Annotated in this window: 15 protein-coding genes; 11 read left to right on the plus strand and 4 right to left on the minus strand. The window is 69.2% G+C overall.

Translation table 11 applies throughout. From position 1 onward, the window contains the following. Position 1 precedes the first annotated feature (1 nt). The gene (locus ABD240_RS01300) at positions 2-1,087 is read left to right on the plus strand and encodes a diacylglycerol/lipid kinase family protein (protein WP_344334520.1); all 1,086 of its coding nucleotides are present in this window, start codon (positions 2-4) and stop codon (positions 1,085-1,087) included. Between the two features lie 28 nt (positions 1,088-1,115). Then, the gene (locus ABD240_RS01305) at positions 1,116-2,759 is read left to right on the plus strand and encodes an AAA family ATPase (protein WP_344334522.1); all 1,644 of its coding nucleotides are present in this window, start codon (positions 1,116-1,118) and stop codon (positions 2,757-2,759) included. Between the two features lie 38 nt (positions 2,760-2,797). Here ABD240_RS01305 and ABD240_RS01310 read toward each other — a convergent pair whose 3' ends face one another. Next, entirely contained in the window at positions 2,798-3,871 is a 1,074-nt protein-coding gene (locus tag ABD240_RS01310) for a GmrSD restriction endonuclease domain-containing protein (RefSeq protein ID WP_344334523.1), read from the minus strand. A gap of 220 nt (positions 3,872-4,091) precedes the next feature. Here ABD240_RS01310 and ABD240_RS01315 point away from each other — a divergent pair, with 220 nt between their 5' ends. Beyond that, positions 4,092-5,291 carry an NAD(P)-binding domain-containing protein gene (locus tag ABD240_RS01315; protein WP_344334524.1) on the plus strand — a complete coding sequence of 400 codons (1,200 nt, stop codon included), beginning with the start codon at positions 4,092-4,094 and terminating at the stop codon, positions 5,289-5,291. On the opposite strand, the gene ABD240_RS01320 is transcribed toward ABD240_RS01315, so the two are convergent. Further along, positions 5,275-6,162: a N5-glutamine methyltransferase family protein gene (locus ABD240_RS01320; RefSeq protein WP_344334526.1), complete on the minus strand. Its 888-nt coding sequence runs from the start codon at positions 6,160-6,162 to the stop codon at positions 5,275-5,277. The two genes, ABD240_RS01315 and ABD240_RS01320, sit on opposite strands and share 17 nt — an antisense overlap. Positions 6,163-6,386: 224 nt before the next feature. On the opposite strand from ABD240_RS01320, the gene ABD240_RS01325 reads away from it, so the two are divergent. The 8 genes from ABD240_RS01325 to solA are packed head-to-tail and all read left to right on the plus strand — an operon-like array spanning position 6,387 to position 14,503. Continuing rightward, positions 6,387-7,049, plus strand: coding sequence for a helix-turn-helix domain-containing protein (locus tag ABD240_RS01325; protein WP_344334528.1), 663 nt, complete (start codon positions 6,387-6,389; stop codon positions 7,047-7,049). After that, entirely contained in the window at positions 7,046-8,158 is a 1,113-nt protein-coding gene (locus ABD240_RS01330; protein ID WP_344334530.1) for an ABC transporter substrate-binding protein, read from the plus strand. Before ABD240_RS01325 ends, ABD240_RS01330 begins: the two co-directional genes overlap by 4 nt. Before the next feature lie 37 nt (positions 8,159-8,195). Then, the gene (locus tag ABD240_RS01335; protein ID WP_344334532.1) at positions 8,196-9,041 is read left to right on the plus strand and encodes an ABC transporter permease; all 846 of its coding nucleotides are present in this window, start codon (positions 8,196-8,198) and stop codon (positions 9,039-9,041) included. Further along, positions 9,038-9,883, plus strand: a complete 846-nt coding sequence (locus ABD240_RS01340) for an ABC transporter permease (RefSeq protein ID WP_344334534.1) — start codon at positions 9,038-9,040, stop codon at positions 9,881-9,883. Before ABD240_RS01335 ends, ABD240_RS01340 begins: the two co-directional genes overlap by 4 nt. Then, the gene (locus ABD240_RS01345; RefSeq protein ID WP_344334536.1) at positions 9,880-11,016 is read left to right on the plus strand and encodes an ABC transporter ATP-binding protein; all 1,137 of its coding nucleotides are present in this window, start codon (positions 9,880-9,882) and stop codon (positions 11,014-11,016) included. Before ABD240_RS01340 ends, ABD240_RS01345 begins: the two co-directional genes overlap by 4 nt. Further along, positions 11,013-12,392 carry an NAD(P)/FAD-dependent oxidoreductase gene (locus tag ABD240_RS01350; RefSeq protein ID WP_344334537.1) on the plus strand — a complete coding sequence of 460 codons (1,380 nt, stop codon included), beginning with the start codon at positions 11,013-11,015 and terminating at the stop codon, positions 12,390-12,392. The genes ABD240_RS01345 and ABD240_RS01350 overlap by 4 nt, the downstream gene beginning before the upstream one ends. Beyond that, positions 12,389-13,354, plus strand: a complete 966-nt coding sequence (locus tag ABD240_RS01355; protein ID WP_344334539.1) for an NAD(P)-dependent oxidoreductase — start codon at positions 12,389-12,391, stop codon at positions 13,352-13,354. The genes ABD240_RS01350 and ABD240_RS01355 overlap by 4 nt, the downstream gene beginning before the upstream one ends. 24 nt (positions 13,355-13,378) lie before the next feature. Then, entirely contained in the window at positions 13,379-14,503 is a 1,125-nt protein-coding gene (solA, locus tag ABD240_RS01360) for an N-methyl-L-tryptophan oxidase (protein WP_344334541.1), read from the plus strand. Between the two features lie 45 nt (positions 14,504-14,548). On the opposite strand, the gene zupT is transcribed toward solA, so the two are convergent. Beyond that, positions 14,549-15,415 carry a zinc transporter ZupT gene (zupT, locus tag ABD240_RS01365; RefSeq protein ID WP_344334543.1) on the minus strand — a complete coding sequence of 289 codons (867 nt, stop codon included), beginning with the start codon at positions 15,413-15,415 and terminating at the stop codon, positions 14,549-14,551. 77 nt (positions 15,416-15,492) lie between these two features. Next, positions 15,493-16,224 (minus strand): GntR family transcriptional regulator, encoded by a 732-nt coding sequence (locus tag ABD240_RS01370; protein ID WP_291792072.1) that lies wholly within the window; start codon positions 16,222-16,224, stop codon positions 15,493-15,495. Between the last annotated feature and the right edge of the window lie 140 nt (positions 16,225-16,364).

Here is a 16,364-nt window from a genome sequence, read left to right on the forward strand (position 1 = left end):
CGTGACCGCGCGTTCCGGTACTGCGGCCGTGCGGGTCGCCCTCGTCGTCAACCCGATCCACCGGCGCGGTCGCAGGGTCGCCCGCGCCCTCGTGGCACTGTGCAGGGATCATGCGGCGACGGTGCGCGTACACCTGACCAGCCCTGCGCGCCCCGCCGGCCGCGGTCTGCTCGCCGGTGCGGAGGAACCCCGGCCCGACCTCGTGGCCGCAGTGGGCGGCGACGGTACCGTGCGAGAGGTCGCAGGAGCGCTCTCACGCGAAGGCGTGTGCATCCCGCTGCTCCCCGTCCCCACCGGCACCGCGGATCTGTACGCGCTCAACGTGGGCATCCGCTCCGCGGCCCACGCCGGCGCACTGCTCGAGGAGTTCCTGCGCGCGGCGGGTGAGGGGCACGGCGCTGCGCGGCGAGCGAGTGCGGACAGACAGTCCGGTGCGGCAGGGCCGGGGAGCGTGACGGGGAGTGACGGTGCCCGGCGCGTCCTCGCTGCTGCGCGTGACTGCGACCTCGGGCTGATCCGGTTCGTTCGCCCGGACGGCGGGCGCACGCCGGAGATCCCCTTCCTCGTCGATGCGGGGATGGGCGGCAGCGCGCAGGCCCTCCTGCGCACCCCTGCCCTCGCGAAGCGACTGCTGGGGGCAGGAGGATACGCGGTCGGCGCCGCGCGGGTCCTGCTGCGCCCGCCTGTGCATTTCGATATCCGCATGCCCGGGAACCTGCCCGAGGCCGCGCCCCGGTCGACGCATCTCTCCGCCTGGTCGGTGGAGCTCGGCGGAATCCGTGCGGTGCCCGGGCGCATCACCGTCTTTCCCCACGGTGGTCCTGGAACGGGCGGCCTTGCCCTGCTCGCGGTGCGCGGGGAGGCGGTGCCGTGGCGGTGGCCGCAGGTGTTCGCCGCGGGATTCCGGGGCGGGTACGGAGGTTCCGGACTTCTGCATCGGGAGTCGGCCTCGGCGGCGGAGGTGAGGGCGGAGCATCCCGTGCCCGTGCACGTCGACGGTGAGGACGCAGGCTGGGCGAGCGCGGCGACCGTCCGCGTTCTTCCCGGTGCGCTCGCCGTCCTCGCTCCCGGATCGCCGTGGCGGTGAGGTCCATGCCTCCGCATAGGCTGGGCGCATGAGCGAATCTCCGTCCGGTGTTCCGGCCCATGCCGATGCCTCTGCGTCCCAGCCCGCGGACATCGATCCGCGGCGCTTCGCAGCCGCCTTCCAGCAGTTCCTCGAGACGACGGCACTCCTCGCCGGCGAGGAGGGGAGGGAGCGCTTCCCGGCGGTGCTCGGTGAGCACCTGGGGGTGAGTCCGCGGTCGCTGGATCCCGTGCGGCAGGAGTTCCCCGACTGGCGGTGGGCGGACGTGGACGCCGCACTGGACTCCCTCGCCGTGCTCCAGGACCTGCGCGGCGTTCTCCCCTCGGACGAGGCCTCGGGGCTCAGCGATCTGCTGACCAACCAGTACGGCAGCTACGAGCTGGGTGCGGTGGAGCGCACCGCGGTGCCGGTCGGCCCCGGCACGGTGAGGCACGTCGCCACGAACGCCCTGCGCCTGTTCGAGGTGGACGGCACCCCCGTGGTCGTCTTCGCCACGCGGAGCCACCCGCACATGGGCGGAGGCGACGGCGGTGCGATCGTCGTGGAGGTGCTGTGCCCGGACGAGCGCATGGCCCGGTCGGTGCTTGCCGATGTCGACGCCCATGTGCGGGAGAACTCGGTGCTCCGCGGCCAGGTGGTGAGCTTCGTGGACGGCGGGTTCGATTCCGACTCCGTGGGCATCGAGTTCCACGCTCGTCCGCGTGTCCGCGCAGAGGACCTGATCCTGCCGGAGGGCGCCCGCGAAAGGGTGGAGGCCGCCGTGCTGGGGATGAGCGCCAACGCCGCGGAGCTCCGTGCGGTGGGGCAGCATCTCTCCCGCGGAGTGCTCCTCTACGGCCCGCCGGGAACGGGGAAGACGCACACCGTCCGGTACCTCCTCTCGCAGTCTCCGGACACCACGGCGATCCTGCTCCAGGGCGAGGCACTCTCGCGGATCCGGCAGGCGGCGGCGACTGCGAAGTCCCTGGGGCGGGCGATCATCGTGCTCGAGGACGCAGATCTCATCGCCGCCGACCGTGACTTCAGCGAGGGTGAGCGGTCCGTCCTCTTCGACGTGCTAGACATCCTCGACGGGCTCGACGAGGACGCGGACATCGCGTTCCTCCTCACCACCAATCGGGTCGACGTGCTGGAGGAGGCGCTCGCACTGCGGCCCGGTCGGATCGACCTTGCGGTCGAGGTGCCGCTGCCCGCCCGTGCGCTCCGCGAACGGCTCTTCGCCCGCTACGCGCGGGAGCTTCCGGTCACGCCCGCCGGCATCGCAGCCGCAGCCGAGGCCTCTGCCGGCACCACCGGTTCGTTCGCCAAGGAAGCGGTGCGGCGGGCGGTCCTGGACGCCCTCGCCGCGAATGCGGAGGCCGATGATGCACGTCTGCTCACGGCGGTCCATGCGCTGATGTCCGAGGCTGCTGAACTCCGGCAGGCGATGGGACGGGACGCCCTGCAGGCAGAAGACGGGGAGTTCCCGGACGAGGAGGATCTCTTCGCGCCGGACGAGGAGCCGGACGACGAGGAGTTCGATGACGGACAGGATGAGCCCGGATGGGATGCGGGAGGGCCGGACGACGGCGGAGGGCGGGTCCCCGACGAAGCCCCTGCCGGTGGGGAGGATCCCTTCGAGGACGGTCTCTCCGGTGAGGACCTCCTCGCGATGGACGAGGAGGACGACTGAACCTCAGCCGTCCTCCTCGCCTCACCTGTCAGCGGAGCTCACTCGCAGCCGACACCGTCGCCGTCACGGTCCAGGTGCCTGCCGTAGCCGGGATCTCCGGCGTGGACGGGCGCGGCTCCCGCCGCGCGAGCCGCATCGCAGTTCTCGAACGGCCCGGACGCGGCGCCGGAGGCTCCGCCGCCGGAGTCAGGTGCACTGCCGGCTCCGCCGGTGTGCGAACCGCCGGAGCCGGATGAGCCTGGGCTGGAAGGGCCTGAGCTGGAAGAGCCGGAGCCTGTGGAGCCGGACCCGGACGAACTCGATCCTGATGCACCCGATCCCGTACGGGAGGTGTCGGTGTCGTCCACGTCCCCCTCGTAGCGGTCCGGCCACTCGGAGTCATCGTCGAACGCGGGCTCCTCGCAGCCGAGGAGGAGCTCCTCCATGGTCTCGAACTCCGGACGCGTGACCCAGAGGTCGTACTCGTGCTTCACCCGGATCTGGCGGGAGACGTACTCGCAGCGGTAGCCGCGTTCGGGCGGGAGCCACGTCGCTGCGTCCGCATCGCCCTTCTGCCTGTTGAGGGAGGACTCCACGGCGAGCAGATTGAGCGGATCGTTCGCCAGCTCCCGGCGTTCGGCGTCGCTGAGCTGCTGAGCTCCCGTCTGCCAGGCGTTGGACAGGGCCACGACGTGATCGATGTCGACGTTGTTGCCGTCGCCGCGGATGAAGTCGAAGGTGTCACCGCTGTAGGCGGACGTCAGCGCTCCGCCCAGCACCACGCAGCCGTCGTCGGCCAGGGTGATGTCCGTGAGGTCGCGGCGGAGCACGTCGTTGCGGGTGTCGCAGCCGTTGTGATCGACGTCGTCGCGCCAGCCGAAACCGTCGCGGTCGTACCCGGTCTTGGGCGCTCGGCCCTTGACGTCGAGTGTGTAGAGCATGCGCAGGGCGCTGTCCGGCTCCGCGTCGGAGGGATCTCTGTCCGCCGCATCCGCCTCGGCGGCAGCGGGCGAGGCGGATGCGGTGGTGCCGGCAGCGGCGACGCGGTCGGATTCCGCGGTGTCGACCGTCGAGGAGTCGCATGCGGAGAGCGCGAAGACCGCGCACAGTGCGAGGGGAAGGAATCTCTTCATGGCAGGTGACCTTACGCTTCGATTGGAGTACCGAATGTGTGACCGGCCGGATGGTGCGCAGTCCGTGAAGAGACTCACGGCGCAGGGTTCCGGGCGGTGATACTGTCGCTTCGGATTTCACGGGATGCGCGGGCAGCGCGGCGGCTGCGTGCCGGCAGTGCGTGGGCGGCACCGGAGAGCAGCGGCGAGAGGACGGACAGTGGACGATGAGGCGCGAGCCGTGACCGCCGAGCTCCCGGACCGTACGCAGGTGCTCGTGATCGGGATGGGGCAGGCGGGTCTTTCCGCAGCGCATCACCTGCGCAGGCGGGGCTTCGACACGGAGGACAGGCTGCTGCTCATCGACGAGAACCCCGGGCCGGGCGGTGCGTGGCAGCACCGCTGGCCGAGCCTGACCCTGGAGACGACGAACAGGGTGAGCGACCTGCCGGGCTGGGGGCTGCGCGAGGCTCTGGACGTGGACGCGGCTGTTCCGGCGGCGCTGACCGTTCCTCGTTACTACGGCCGCTACGAGCGCCGGTACGGGCTGCGGGTGCACAGGCCGGTGACGGTGGAGCGCGTCACGCAGCCGGGCGGGCCCGGAACGGATTTCCTCGCGACGCTCACCGCGCCGGGAGGGGCCGCACCCGCCACTGTCCGTGCGCAGGCAGTGGTGAGCGCCACCGGCACCTGGGACCGGCCTCGGCGTCCGTACGTGCCGGGGCTGGAGGGCTTCCACGGCAGGGTCCTCCACTCCCACGACTACACCCGGGCGGAGGACTTCCGCGGAGCGCGGGTGTTGGTGATCGGCGGTGGGATCTCCGCGATTCAGCACATCGAGGAGCTCGCGTCCGTCGCCGAGGTGTACTGGGCCGCCCGCAGCCGTCCTGACATCCGTGAGGAGGAGTTCACTCCCGAGTACGGGCAGGCGGTGATCGCGCGGGTGGAGGAGCGCGTGCGGAAGGGTCTGCCGCCGGGTTCCGTCGTCTCCAACACGGGCCTGCCGCGTGGAACCGCGGCTGCGGCGACGCTGTGCACGCTTCCCGCATGCATGCCCATGTTCGACCGGGTGGGGCAGAACGAAGTGGTGTGGACCGGGATCGCGGATGCTGCCCATGTGGGGAGACAGGACCCTCGCGGAGCGGAGACGGTCGCATACGACTGGGGGCGTGTGCCTGCCTCCGGGCGCCTCGGGATCGACGTCCTCCTCTGGGCCACGGGCTTCCTCCACAGGCTGGACCATCTGGCCCCGCTGGATCTGCGCACCCCGGAGGGCGGCATCGTCATGGACGGACGGCGGGCCACCCGGGTCGCGGCCAACCACGGTCTGCAGCTGCCGGGATACGGGCCCAGCGCCTCGACGATCGGGGCGAACCGGGCGGGCCGGGCGGTGGCGCGTGAGATCGAGGAGTATCTGGAGCGGATCACTCCCTCGCAGTGAGGGGACGAGGCGTGCCCGAGGCCGGACCGAGGCGCGGCACCCGCGTCAGGGACAGCACGGAGGTCTGCCCGTCGTCGCCGTCGAGCGTCGAGGCCGACCAGCCGTGCCGCTCCGCCCACCGTGCCGCCGTCGCCGCCTGCGGCGTGTGCATCTCGACCAGCAGTCGTCCGCGCGGTGCCAGCCATGACGGAGCTGCGCGGGTGAGGACGCGCATCGGACCGAGGCCGTCACGTCCGCCCAGCAGGGCGGCGGAGGGCTCGCCCTCACGGGCCTCGCGGGGGAGCAGGGGCGCCTCGGCATCCGGCACATAGGGCGGCACCGCCGCGATCACGTCCACACGGCCGTGGAGCTCGCGCGGCAGCCCTGTGAGCACGGTGCCGCGATGCACGTCCGCCCGGCGTGCCGCTTCTTCGTCTGCCGGAACCTGCCCGCCGTCCCCGAGGTTCCTGCGGGCATGGGCGAGGGGAACGGGGTCGTCGTCGATCGCGTGGACCCGGACACGGGGGAGGCGCGCGCGTACGTAGGCGGCCACAGGTGCCACGCCGCAGTACGCCTCCACGCACACGAGCCCGGCTGCACCGGAGGATGTGAGCGCAGCGACTGCGGCCTCCGCGAGCAGCCGCGTGCGCTGACGCGGGACGAAGGCGCCGGGTCCCACGGACAGCCGCAGGCCGGCGAATTCGACCTCACCCACGACGTGCTCGAGCGGCGCGCCCTCTGTCCTCTGCGCTGTCATCCGCGCGAGGTGTTCCGGGCTTCGTGCCGCCTGGAGCAGGATCGCGGCCTCCTCCTCGGCGAACACGCACCCGGCTGCCCGGAGGACGGAGGCAAGGTCCTCGGCCTCCGGAGGTGAGCCCGCACGGCGGGTCATCGGCGGGGTGCTGTCGCGGGAAGGCGCATGAGTTCCTCGTTTCTGCCCGCGGCCTCTCTGCCTCCGGTGCGGGCCGGTGCTGGGTCACGGTATCGCACACCGGGGCACTCGGACCGCCTGCCCAGGTTTCCTGTCCGGGCCTCGTGCGGAACCGGATGTGTTAACTCGCAGTAACACTTCAGTTGATTCCAGTGACGCTCTTGTGAATCACATCACGCAGTTCTATGGTGATGTACACCACAGGACTGAAGGGCAGCTGCATGGCAAGGGTAAGAGGCGTGGAAGTGACAGACGCAGCAGGTGAAGTTCCACTGTCGTCGCCTTCCAGTGTGGACACCGAGCTGGCGGAGGCGGTGAAGAAGCTGCGGAAGCGTGCGGGGCTGACCCAGGCTGAGCTCGCACGGGATGCGAACGTCAGCACCTCGTTCATCTCGCAGCTGGAGCGATCCAGCAGCGATGTCACCTTCAGCACGCTCAATCGGATCTGCCAGGCGCTGGGCACCACAGTCGGACAGCTCTTCGCGCCGCCGGCCCCGCTGGGCAGGACCGTGCGCAAGGACAGCTACCGGTTCCTCGACTACAACGGCGTGGACAAGTGGGTGGTGACCAGAGAGGAGATGGTCGACGTCGACGTCTGTCTCTTCGAGTTCCCTCCGGAGTCGAGCACCGGAGTCCGCGAGGCGCTCGCGTGGGATCGGACCGAGCTCTGGTTCTGCCAGTCGGGGTATCTGGGCGTCGAACTCGAGGGAAGCGTCCACGTCCTGCGCCCCGGAGACAGCATCGACTTCTCCTCCGAGCACGTGAACACCGTGTACAACGCTGGGCCCGACCGGTGCAGCGCACTTCTCATCATCAAGAATCATCAAGTGAAGAGGAACGGATCATGAAGATCAGGGCATGCGTCGCTGCGTGCATGGCAGCGCCCCTCGTACTCGCAGGCTGTATGCAGGGCGGCGGCAGCGTCGACTCTTCGCTCAGCGAGGAGGACTTCGCGGATCCGGTGGCGGGAGAAGTGGCCGAGGGGGTCCTGGAAGCGACCACGATGACCTTCGTCTCCTGGGGCGGGGAGTACCAGAGCGGGCAGGACGAGGCCTTCTCCGCTCCCTTCTCCGAGGTCAGCGGTGCGGAGGTTCTCTCGGACGGTCCGACGGACGTGGCGAAGGTGAAGGCTCAGGTCGAATCCGGCAACGTCTCGTGGGATGTCGTGAATGCGAGCCCGACGATGAACGGAGCCAACTGCGGCACTCTCTTCGAGGAGCTCGACCTCAGCCTCATCGACACCAGCAAGCTGCCGGAGGGATCGGTGCAGGGAGACTGTTACCTCCCCTCCCAGGCATACGTCTACGGCCTCTTCTACAACGCGGACAAGTACGGAGACAATCCGCCCGAATCCTGGGCCGACTTCTTCGACACCGAGGCGTTCCCGGGAAAGCGTGGCCTGGACGGCAGGCCGACTCCCACCGCCGGGACCTACGAGGCTGCGCTGCTCGCCGACGGCGTCGAACCGGACTCCCTCTATCCGCTGGACACGGACCGGGCGATGTCGAAATACGACGAGATCAAGGACGATGCGGTCTTCTGGCAGACCGGTGCGGAACAGACGCAGCAGGTGCAGTCCGGGGAGGTCGACATGATCTTCGGGTGGAGCGGCAGGATCTTCGAGGCCAATGAGAACGGAGCCAATTTCCAGCCCGTGTGGAAGCAGGGATTCCTCGCCAGCGACACGTTCTCCATCCCCAAGGGAGCACCGAACCGGCTGGCGGCGTATGCATACATCAACTATGCGCTGGGCGCCGAGCAGCAGGCGAAGATGGCCGAGCTCACCAGCTATTCGCCGGTGAATGTGGACGCGAAACCTCAGTTCTCCGAGAGCGCGAAGGAGTTCGACGTCTCACAGCCGGAGATCCTCGACCAGACGATCCCCCAGAACGGCGACTACTGGGGCGAGAACCTGGATGAGCTGAGCGAGGTATGGGGCGACTGGACCAGCAACTGAGCATTCCACTGCTCGTGAGACTGCAAAGGGGGTGGGCATGAAGACGGAGGAATCGAAGTCGCAGGTGCTGGCGTGGCCGGCTCTCGCCCTGATCGCCGTCGCGTTCTTCGTCCCGGTGGCCGTCATCATCGCCAGAAGCTTCACGGACGCGGACTCTCTGCTCGAGAACTACGAATGGCTCGTGCAGAGCGAATCCACGCGGGCGATCCTGCTTCGCACGATCTACACCGCATTGGCCGCGACCCTGATCACCGCGATCCTGGCCTATCCGTACGCCTACCTCATGGCCACCACCTCCAGCAGCCTCCGCGGCCTGCTGATGGTCGTCGTCCTGCTGCCGTTCTGGACCTCCATGATGGTGCGCGCATTCGCATGGATCATCATCCTGCAGCGCAACGGTCTGCTCAACAGCATTCTGGAAGGCATCGGCCTCCCGGCCGTGAGCATCCTCGGCACCAACACCGCAGTGCTCATCGGCATGTGCCAGGTCCTCATGCCGTTCATGGTGCTGCCGATGTTCTCCACGATGGTCGGGATCGACATGCGCCTTCCGCTGGCTGCTCAGGTGATGGGAGCGCCCAGGTGGAAGGCCTTCGTGAATGTCTACCTTCCGCTGTCTCTCCCCGGGGTGTTCGCGGGCTCGCTCATCGTATTCATCCTGTCCCTCGGGTTCTACGTCACGCCGGCCCTGCTGGGTTCGCCCCGTGAGCAGCTTGTTCCCAACGCGCTGTTCTCGCAGGTCATGGAACTCCTCGAATGGGGTCGCGGGGGTGCGCTGGCCGTTGCCCTGCTCGCGCTGGTGGGAGTGGTCTTCCTCCTCTTCTTCCTCATCGCGAAGGCCTGCGGCGTCAGGATCGGAAGGATCGGAGGTGCAGGACTGTGAGCAGCCCCCGGAGCACTGCAGCGTCCAGCAGGCAGGTTCGCCCGCGGAAGGCGCGGCGCAGCGGAAGCCGCATCACCCTGTGGGTGGTCTGCTTCTTCATCGGCGTGTGGCTCGTCGCGCCGACCCTCGTGGTGATCCCGCTCAGCTTCAACGACCAGAGATCGCTCTCGTTCCCGCCCAAGGGCTTCTCGCTGCAGTGGTACGCGAACTTCTTCACCGACAGCCAATGGGTGGGAGGTCTGCTCAACTCCGTGCAGATCGCGATCCTCGTGGCCGTGCTGGCGACGGTGCTGGGGACGCTGGCGGCATACGGGCTCGCGAAGGTTCCCGGAATCAGGGAGAACCTGGGCAAGAACCTGCTGATCGCTCCCATGGTGATCCCCGCCGTGATCTTCGGCGTGGGGCTCTACGGGCTGTTCCTGCGCCTGGGGCTCGTCGGCACACTGCCCGGCTTCCTCATCGCGCACACCGTCCTCGCGCTTCCCTACGTCGTCGTCACGGTGGGGTCCGTGCTCGCCTCCTTCGACCGGCAGCTGGAGCAGGCGGCCTGGATCTGCGGCGCGAACAAGACGCGGGCGTTCCTGACCGTCACCATCCCCGCACTGCTCCCCGGCATCCTCTCGGGCGCATTCTTCGCCTTCATCACCTCCTTCGACGAAGTGATCGTCTCGATGTTCATCTCGAGCCCCTACCTGCAGACGCTCCCGGTCCGCATGTACTCGGGCATGCAGCGCGAGGTGGACCCCACCCTCGCCGCCGCGGCGACTCTCATCATGCTCACCACCACCGCTGCCGCAGTCGGCGGAATCATCTCGCAGCGGCTCAGGAGGAATCAGAAATGACGTCATCAAGCAAGGGCGCGTCCCTCAGCCTCGACTCGATCAGCAAGCACTACGGTCCCGTGACCGCGGCGCAGGACGTCTCGCTCGAGGTGCGGGCCGGCGAGTTCGTCTCCCTCCTGGGCCCCAGCGGTTCCGGGAAGACGACGACGCTCAACATGATCGCCGGGTTCGACGATCCGTCGAGCGGGACGATCAGCATCGACGGGGTCGACGTCACCTCCATACCGATCCATCGCAGGAACATCGGCATGGTGTTCCAGGGATACGCGCTGTTCCCGCACATGTCCGTGGAGAAGAACGTCGAGTACCCGTTGAAGCAGCACGGCTTCAGCAAGCCGGAGAGGGCGGAGGCCGTCAGCCGCGCACTGGAGACGGTCTCGCTCTCAGGGTTTCGGGAGCGCATGCCGGCGCAGCTCTCCGGGGGGCAGCGGCAGAGAGTGGCTCTCGCGAGGGCCATCGCCTACGATCCGCCGCTGCTCCTCATGGACGAGCCGCTGAGCGCGCTCGACAGAGCGCTGCGCGAAAGCCTGCAGGGTGAGATCCGGAAGATCCACCGCGAACTGGGGACGACGGTGATCTACGTGACGCACGACCAGGACGAGGCGCTCGCCCTCTCGGATCGGATCGTCGTCTTCAGCGAGGGGAGGGTCCAGCAGATCGGCACGCCGTCGGAGCTCTACCGCAGCCCTGCCAACGACTTCGTCTCGCGGTTCCTGGGCGAATCCATCCACGTGAGCGGCGCGGTGCAGATGGTCGAGGGCAGGGCGGAGTTCGAAGCGGGAGAGACGTCGTGGCCGGTGCAGGCGCGCGTGAGCGGACCGGCGGAGGCCATGATCCGACCGGAGAACGTGGCGCTCGGTCCCCCCGAGGCGGTGTCCGGAGACGGCGTCCCTTCGGTGAGCGCAGTGGTGAAGGACATCGTGTACATGGGCCATTCCGTGAAGTTCAGCGTCGATCTGGCCGATGGCGCCCGGGGCGGCGGTGTGGTGCGCATGAGTTCGGGGGATGCGCCACCCGTGGAAGTGGGTGACTGCGTCCGTCTCAGCTGGTCACCGCAGAACGCGACGATCCTGCCCGGTCACGAGGCGGCGGCAGGCGATGCCGATGAGGAGATTGCAGAGGTGCGAAGGTGAAGACCGGGAACGGGTCCTTCTGGCTCGATTCGACCCGGGGGCTGGCGAAGCAGCGGCCACGGCTCGAAGGCGACCTCCACTGCGACATCGCCGTCGTCGGTGCAGGGTACACCGGCCTCTGGACGGCCTACTGGCTCACACAGATGGATCCGTCCCTGCGAGTGGCCGTGCTCGAACAGGAGTATGTGGGCTTCGGGGCGTCGGGTCGCAACGGCGGGTGGATCAGCGGGAAGACGGTAGGGGTGAGGAGGAACCTCCTCTCGAGCTCGGTGGATCACGGCGATCTGCTTGCGATGGAGCGCGAGTGCCACCGGGCGGTGGGCGAGATCGTCGACCTCATGGCGGCGGAGGGCAAGGAGATCGACGCTCACCGCGGCGGGTGGATGCAGGTCGCGCGGAGCGAGAGTGAGCGTGAGCGCCTGCGGCGCCATGTGGAGGCGGACAGGGAATGGGGGCTGACACCGGACGAGGTGGTCCTCCTCGGGGCGGAGGAGGCCGCTGAGCGGTTCCGCTCGCCCGGGGTCACCGGCGCGATGTTCAGCCCGTTCGCAGCCAGCTGCAATCCGGCGAAGCTCGTCTACGCACTCGCCGAACTCTGCGAGGACGCGGGGGTGGAGATCCTCGAGAACACGCGCGTGGAGTCCATCCGCGACGGTGACTGCAGGACCTCCCGCGGACATGTCCACGCCCGGAACGTGGTGGTGGCCGTCGAGGGGTACACACCCGCGCTGCCGGGGCTCAAGCGTTCGATCCTGCCCATGATCTCCTCGATGGTCGTGACGCAGCCCCTCACCCCTGCACAGTGGGAGGAGATCGGCTGGAACGGCTACGAATGCGTCTCCGGCGCGCAGCACGTCTACTTCTACTCCCAGCGCACCTCCGACGGCCGGATCGCCCTGGGAGGGCGCGGCCGGCCGTACTTCTGGAACTCCAGGACGGACGACAACGGCGAGCTGGACAGCGCCACTGCCGAACAGCTCATGCAGACCCTGAGAGGGCTCTTCCCCTCCGTCCCGATGGCTTTCGAACACGCCTGGCGCGGTGTGCTGGGTGTGCCGCGGGACTGGTCGCCGTTCATCGATGTCGACCACAACCGCCGCACGGTGCGAGCAGGGGGATATGCGGGACAGGGAGTCACCGCCGCATTCGTCGCCGGCCGCGCGACAGCAGGCCTCCTGGCGGGTGGACCAGCTGAGCAGCCGAACCCCGCCTGGATCCGGAAGGCTCCGCGGAACTGGGAGCCGGAGCCTCTGCGCTGGATCGGCACCCGGGCCGTCCAGACGCTCTATTCGCTCGCGGACGACGCGGAGAGGCGGCGCGGCGGGCCGGCGACCTCCCTCTTCGGCGCGGTCGCGGACAAGGTGGCGGGCCGATGACGCAGTCGTCCCCGAGGATCTGTGTGATCGACCGGACCGATGGGGTGCGTTCTCCGGAACTGGACCGGTACGCCGCCGTCCACCACGTCCAGACGCTGAGGCCGGACACTGCCCGGAGCATCGATCCGGGCACCGAGGTCGTATTCGTCAGGGCCGGGTACTGGAACGCGATCGATGCACTGCTGGAGGATGCGCCGGCGCTCCGATGGGTGCACATCAACATGGCAGGCGTCGATCACATCGTCACTCCCGCGCTGCGCGCCTCCGACGTCGTCCTCACCAATGCACGCGGGGTGCTGGACGAGGCGATCGCGGAGTTCGTCCAGGGGGCTGTCCTCCTCTGGTCCAAGGGTCTGCTCACCTCCGTCCTCGACACGCGTGAGCGGAGGACGAACTACCGCACGCTGAAGGGCAATGACGAACTGGCCGCCGTGGTGATCGGCGCGGGAAGCATCGGAACGGCGATCGCGCAGAAGCTCAGGGCGATGGGTGTGCCGCGGGTCGACGGAGTGCGACGCACCGTGGGCGCGGCCTCGGGCGAGTTCGACAGGGTCCTCACCGTCGACGAGCTCCGGGGCACGCTGGGTGAGTACTCCGTCGTGGTCGCGGTCCTGCCGGCGACGGAGACGACACGCGGGCTCCTCGGCGAGGAGCTGCTCTCCGCTCTCGCCGAGGAGACGGCGTTCGTCAACGTGGGGCGGGGAGACACCGTGGACAACGTGGCGCTGGCGGCGGCGATGGAGGCCCGTCCGGGGTCTGCCGCGATCCTGGACGTGACATCGCCCGAGCCGCTGCCGCCGGAACACCCTCTGTTCGAGAGGCGGAACGTGGTCATCAGTCCGCACATGTCCGGTGACACGCACTCGCGCCACGCCCGGTTCACTGAGCTGTTCCTCGGCAACCTCGAGCGCTTCCGGCGCGGAGAGAGGCTGCGGAACGTCGTGGACACGGCGGAGCACTGACGAGATCGCGGGAGAGGACCACAGATGAGCAGCAGGTTCGCGGTGATCGGCGCGGGGACGATGGGTGCGCAGGCCGCCTGGAGGCTGGCGAGCCGCGGGCATCGCGTCGTGGCCTTCGAGAAGTACGCGCCCGGGCACCCGTACGGAGCGGCAGGAGGTGAGACCCGGCTCTACCGGAACATCGAACTCGAGGATCTCCGGTACACGCCTCTCGTACGGCGTGCGAGTGAGCTCTGGCTCAGCCTGGAGACGCAGTCGGGCTGGAAGCTCCGTGACATCACCGGCGCCGTCATCGCGGGCCACGCGGAAGCCGAGGAGACGCGCCGAGCGCTCGCCGCCGCCGAGGCGGAGCCCGGCGCCGAGGTCCTCGATGTCCACGACGCCCGTAGGAGGTTTCCCGCACATGCCTTCGACGCCGAGGATGCCGTCATATTCGACAGGGGCGGAGGAGTGATCCGTCCGGAGCTCACCGTCAAGGCGGCTGCGACACAGGCCGTGCAGGCCGGCTGCGAACTGCGCACCCACACCCCGGTCACCTCGGTCGAGGATCGGGGGAGCCATGTGGAAGTCACCTCTGCGCGGGGTGCGGAGGCCTTCGACCGGGTCGTCGTCACTGCCGGCGCTTGGACACAGCACGTGGTTCCCCAGCTCAGCGGACAGCTGCGCAGCCATCAGCTGATGTCCGCGTGGTTCGCGGGGAAGACGGCGAACGCACTCGAAGGCGTCCACCCGCTCATCCGGACCAACCCCACCTACTGCTATGCGCTCCCCACATCGGACGGATACGGCGTCAAGCTGGGTCTGGGGTTCGGCTTCCACCCCCGGGTCGAACGGCCGGAGGACGGCCCCCGTGTCGTCGAGGAGGAAGCGATGGCGGCCTTCCGGGAGAGAGTCCGCCGCTATCTTCCGGTGGTGGACCCGGAGCCGTACCGCACGGACTTCTACTACGAGTCGTACACCGCGAGCCGCCACGAATGGCTCGCTCCGGCACCCGGGCAGCCGAACATCATCGTGGCGTCCGGCTTCTCCGGTCACGGCTTCAAGATGAGTCCGGCTATCGGCGAGCTCGCTGCGGAGCTTGCGCTCGGAGACCGGCCCTCCGTGGACATCTCGTTCCTGGAGACGGCGAACGACGGCGTGTCGTGGTGACCGTCTCCCGCGGCGGCAGGGCGCGCGCGGGAGACGGGGTGTCGCTCAGTTCAACAGCATGAGGCTGATCTGCATGACCGCGGCTCCGGCGAGCATGCCCACCACCGCGACGGCAGGGTGCCTCTGTGCGAATGCCGCGGGGATCAGCTCCTTCACACAGATCATGATCATCACGCCGGCGACCCCGGCGAGGACCCCGCTCATGACGGCGGGGGTGAGGAGAGGGGCGAGCAGCAGCCATCCGACCAGTGCGCCGGCCGGTTCGGCCAGGCCCGAGGCCGCGCTGAGCAGGAACGCCCGTGCCCGGGAGCCGGTGGCGTGGTAGAGGGGTACCGCCACGGCGATGCCCTCCGGAATGTTGTGGAGAGCGATCGCCGCCACGACGGGGAGGGCGGCGCGGGGGTCGCCCAGTGCGGCGAGGAACGTGGCGAAGCCCTCCGGGAAGTTGTGCACCGTGATGGCAACGGCCGTGAGCATCCCCGTGCGGAGGAGCAGCGCGCGCTGCTCCTGGTCTGCGGGTGCCGGACCCTCTGGAGGCCGGCCGGCCGAGGCCTCCGCCGCAGTCGCGCCAGCCGCAGTCGCGCCAGCCGCAGTCGCGCTCGCCGCAGTGGTGGCGGAGGCCGCGGGTCGCTTCCTGAGCCGACTCACCTGGCCGACGAGCAGAACCGTCGCCGCGCCCACGATCAGGGCGAACACGGCCCAACCAGGGCTGTGGCCGGAGTGCGAGAGGTCCGCCGCCGCCTCGGGGACTAGTTCCACGACGGAGACGCAGAGCATGACTCCCGCGGAGAACCCCAGCGCGCCGGCGAGGAACCGGCGGGACGTGCCGCCGCCCAGCACGGACACGAGGCCGCCCACAGCGGTGGCCAGACCGGCCGCCAGGCTGAGCAGCAGGGCGAGGAGCGGAGTCATCTGTCATGGATATGCCGGTGGCCCGTGCCGGCACAAGTCAACGCTTGCGCAGATGAGAGAACGTCCGCGGCGAGGGCTCAGGCGGAGCGGATGAGCGTGAAGTCGAAGTGGTCCTGGACGAAGTGCGTGGTCGACCAGCTGACGGCCGTGCCGTCGGGCAGGAACTGCACCTGCTCCAGCGTGAGGTACAGCGGGACCTCGGGCGCGCCTCGGCCCCACGCGAGGCCGGGGTCGTAGGTGGAGCGCACGTGCGTGACGGACTGGTCGGGCAGCGCCCCCAGCGGTTCCAGGAACTCGAAGATCGAGCCGGTGAGCGCTCCCGGATCCGTGCCCGCCGGCAGCAGATCAGCGGCGAGCACCCCGGACTCATAGGCGAGTGCGGAGGTGCCGCCCACGAATGCGCGCTCGTACTCCAGCACGGCGGGCAGGGACGAGCGGCGGAGGTGCGAGGCCTCGGCCTCGGTCGCGGCACGCAGCCTCCTCGTCCCGTAGACGATCTCGAACTCGTGGCCCTGTGCACGGATGAGTCCGCTCGTGGAGCGCAGGGACTGCAGGCTCGCACGGATCGCCCCGCCGTGCTCGGACACGAACGTGCCGTTGCCGTGCCTGGTGCGCACGACCCCGGCCGCCGCGAGGCTGCGCAGCGCCGAGCGCACGGTGGCTCGGCTCACGTCGAACTCCTCCGCGAGCGCGGGCTCCGAGGGGAGGCGCGAACCGGGAGGCCACTGGCCGGAGGAGATCCGCGTCTCGACCTCCTCTGCGATCCTGGCCGGCAGCGAACGGGACGCCCGGCGGGAGCTCTCACCCATGTGTCCCCTCCTCTTCTCCGTGCGGTGGCACCGTGCCGTCCTCGCAGGTCAGCGTCCTCGGTGACGCCGCACTGTTGACATTCACCCGCATGCTGAAGGACTATACCCAGGTCTGATGTGCAGATGTCAGACAACTGAGT

This window comes from Brevibacterium salitolerans (assembly GCF_039531405.1).
In the GTDB taxonomy this organism is placed as follows: Bacteria; Actinomycetota; Actinomycetes; order Actinomycetales; family Brevibacteriaceae; genus Brevibacterium; species Brevibacterium salitolerans.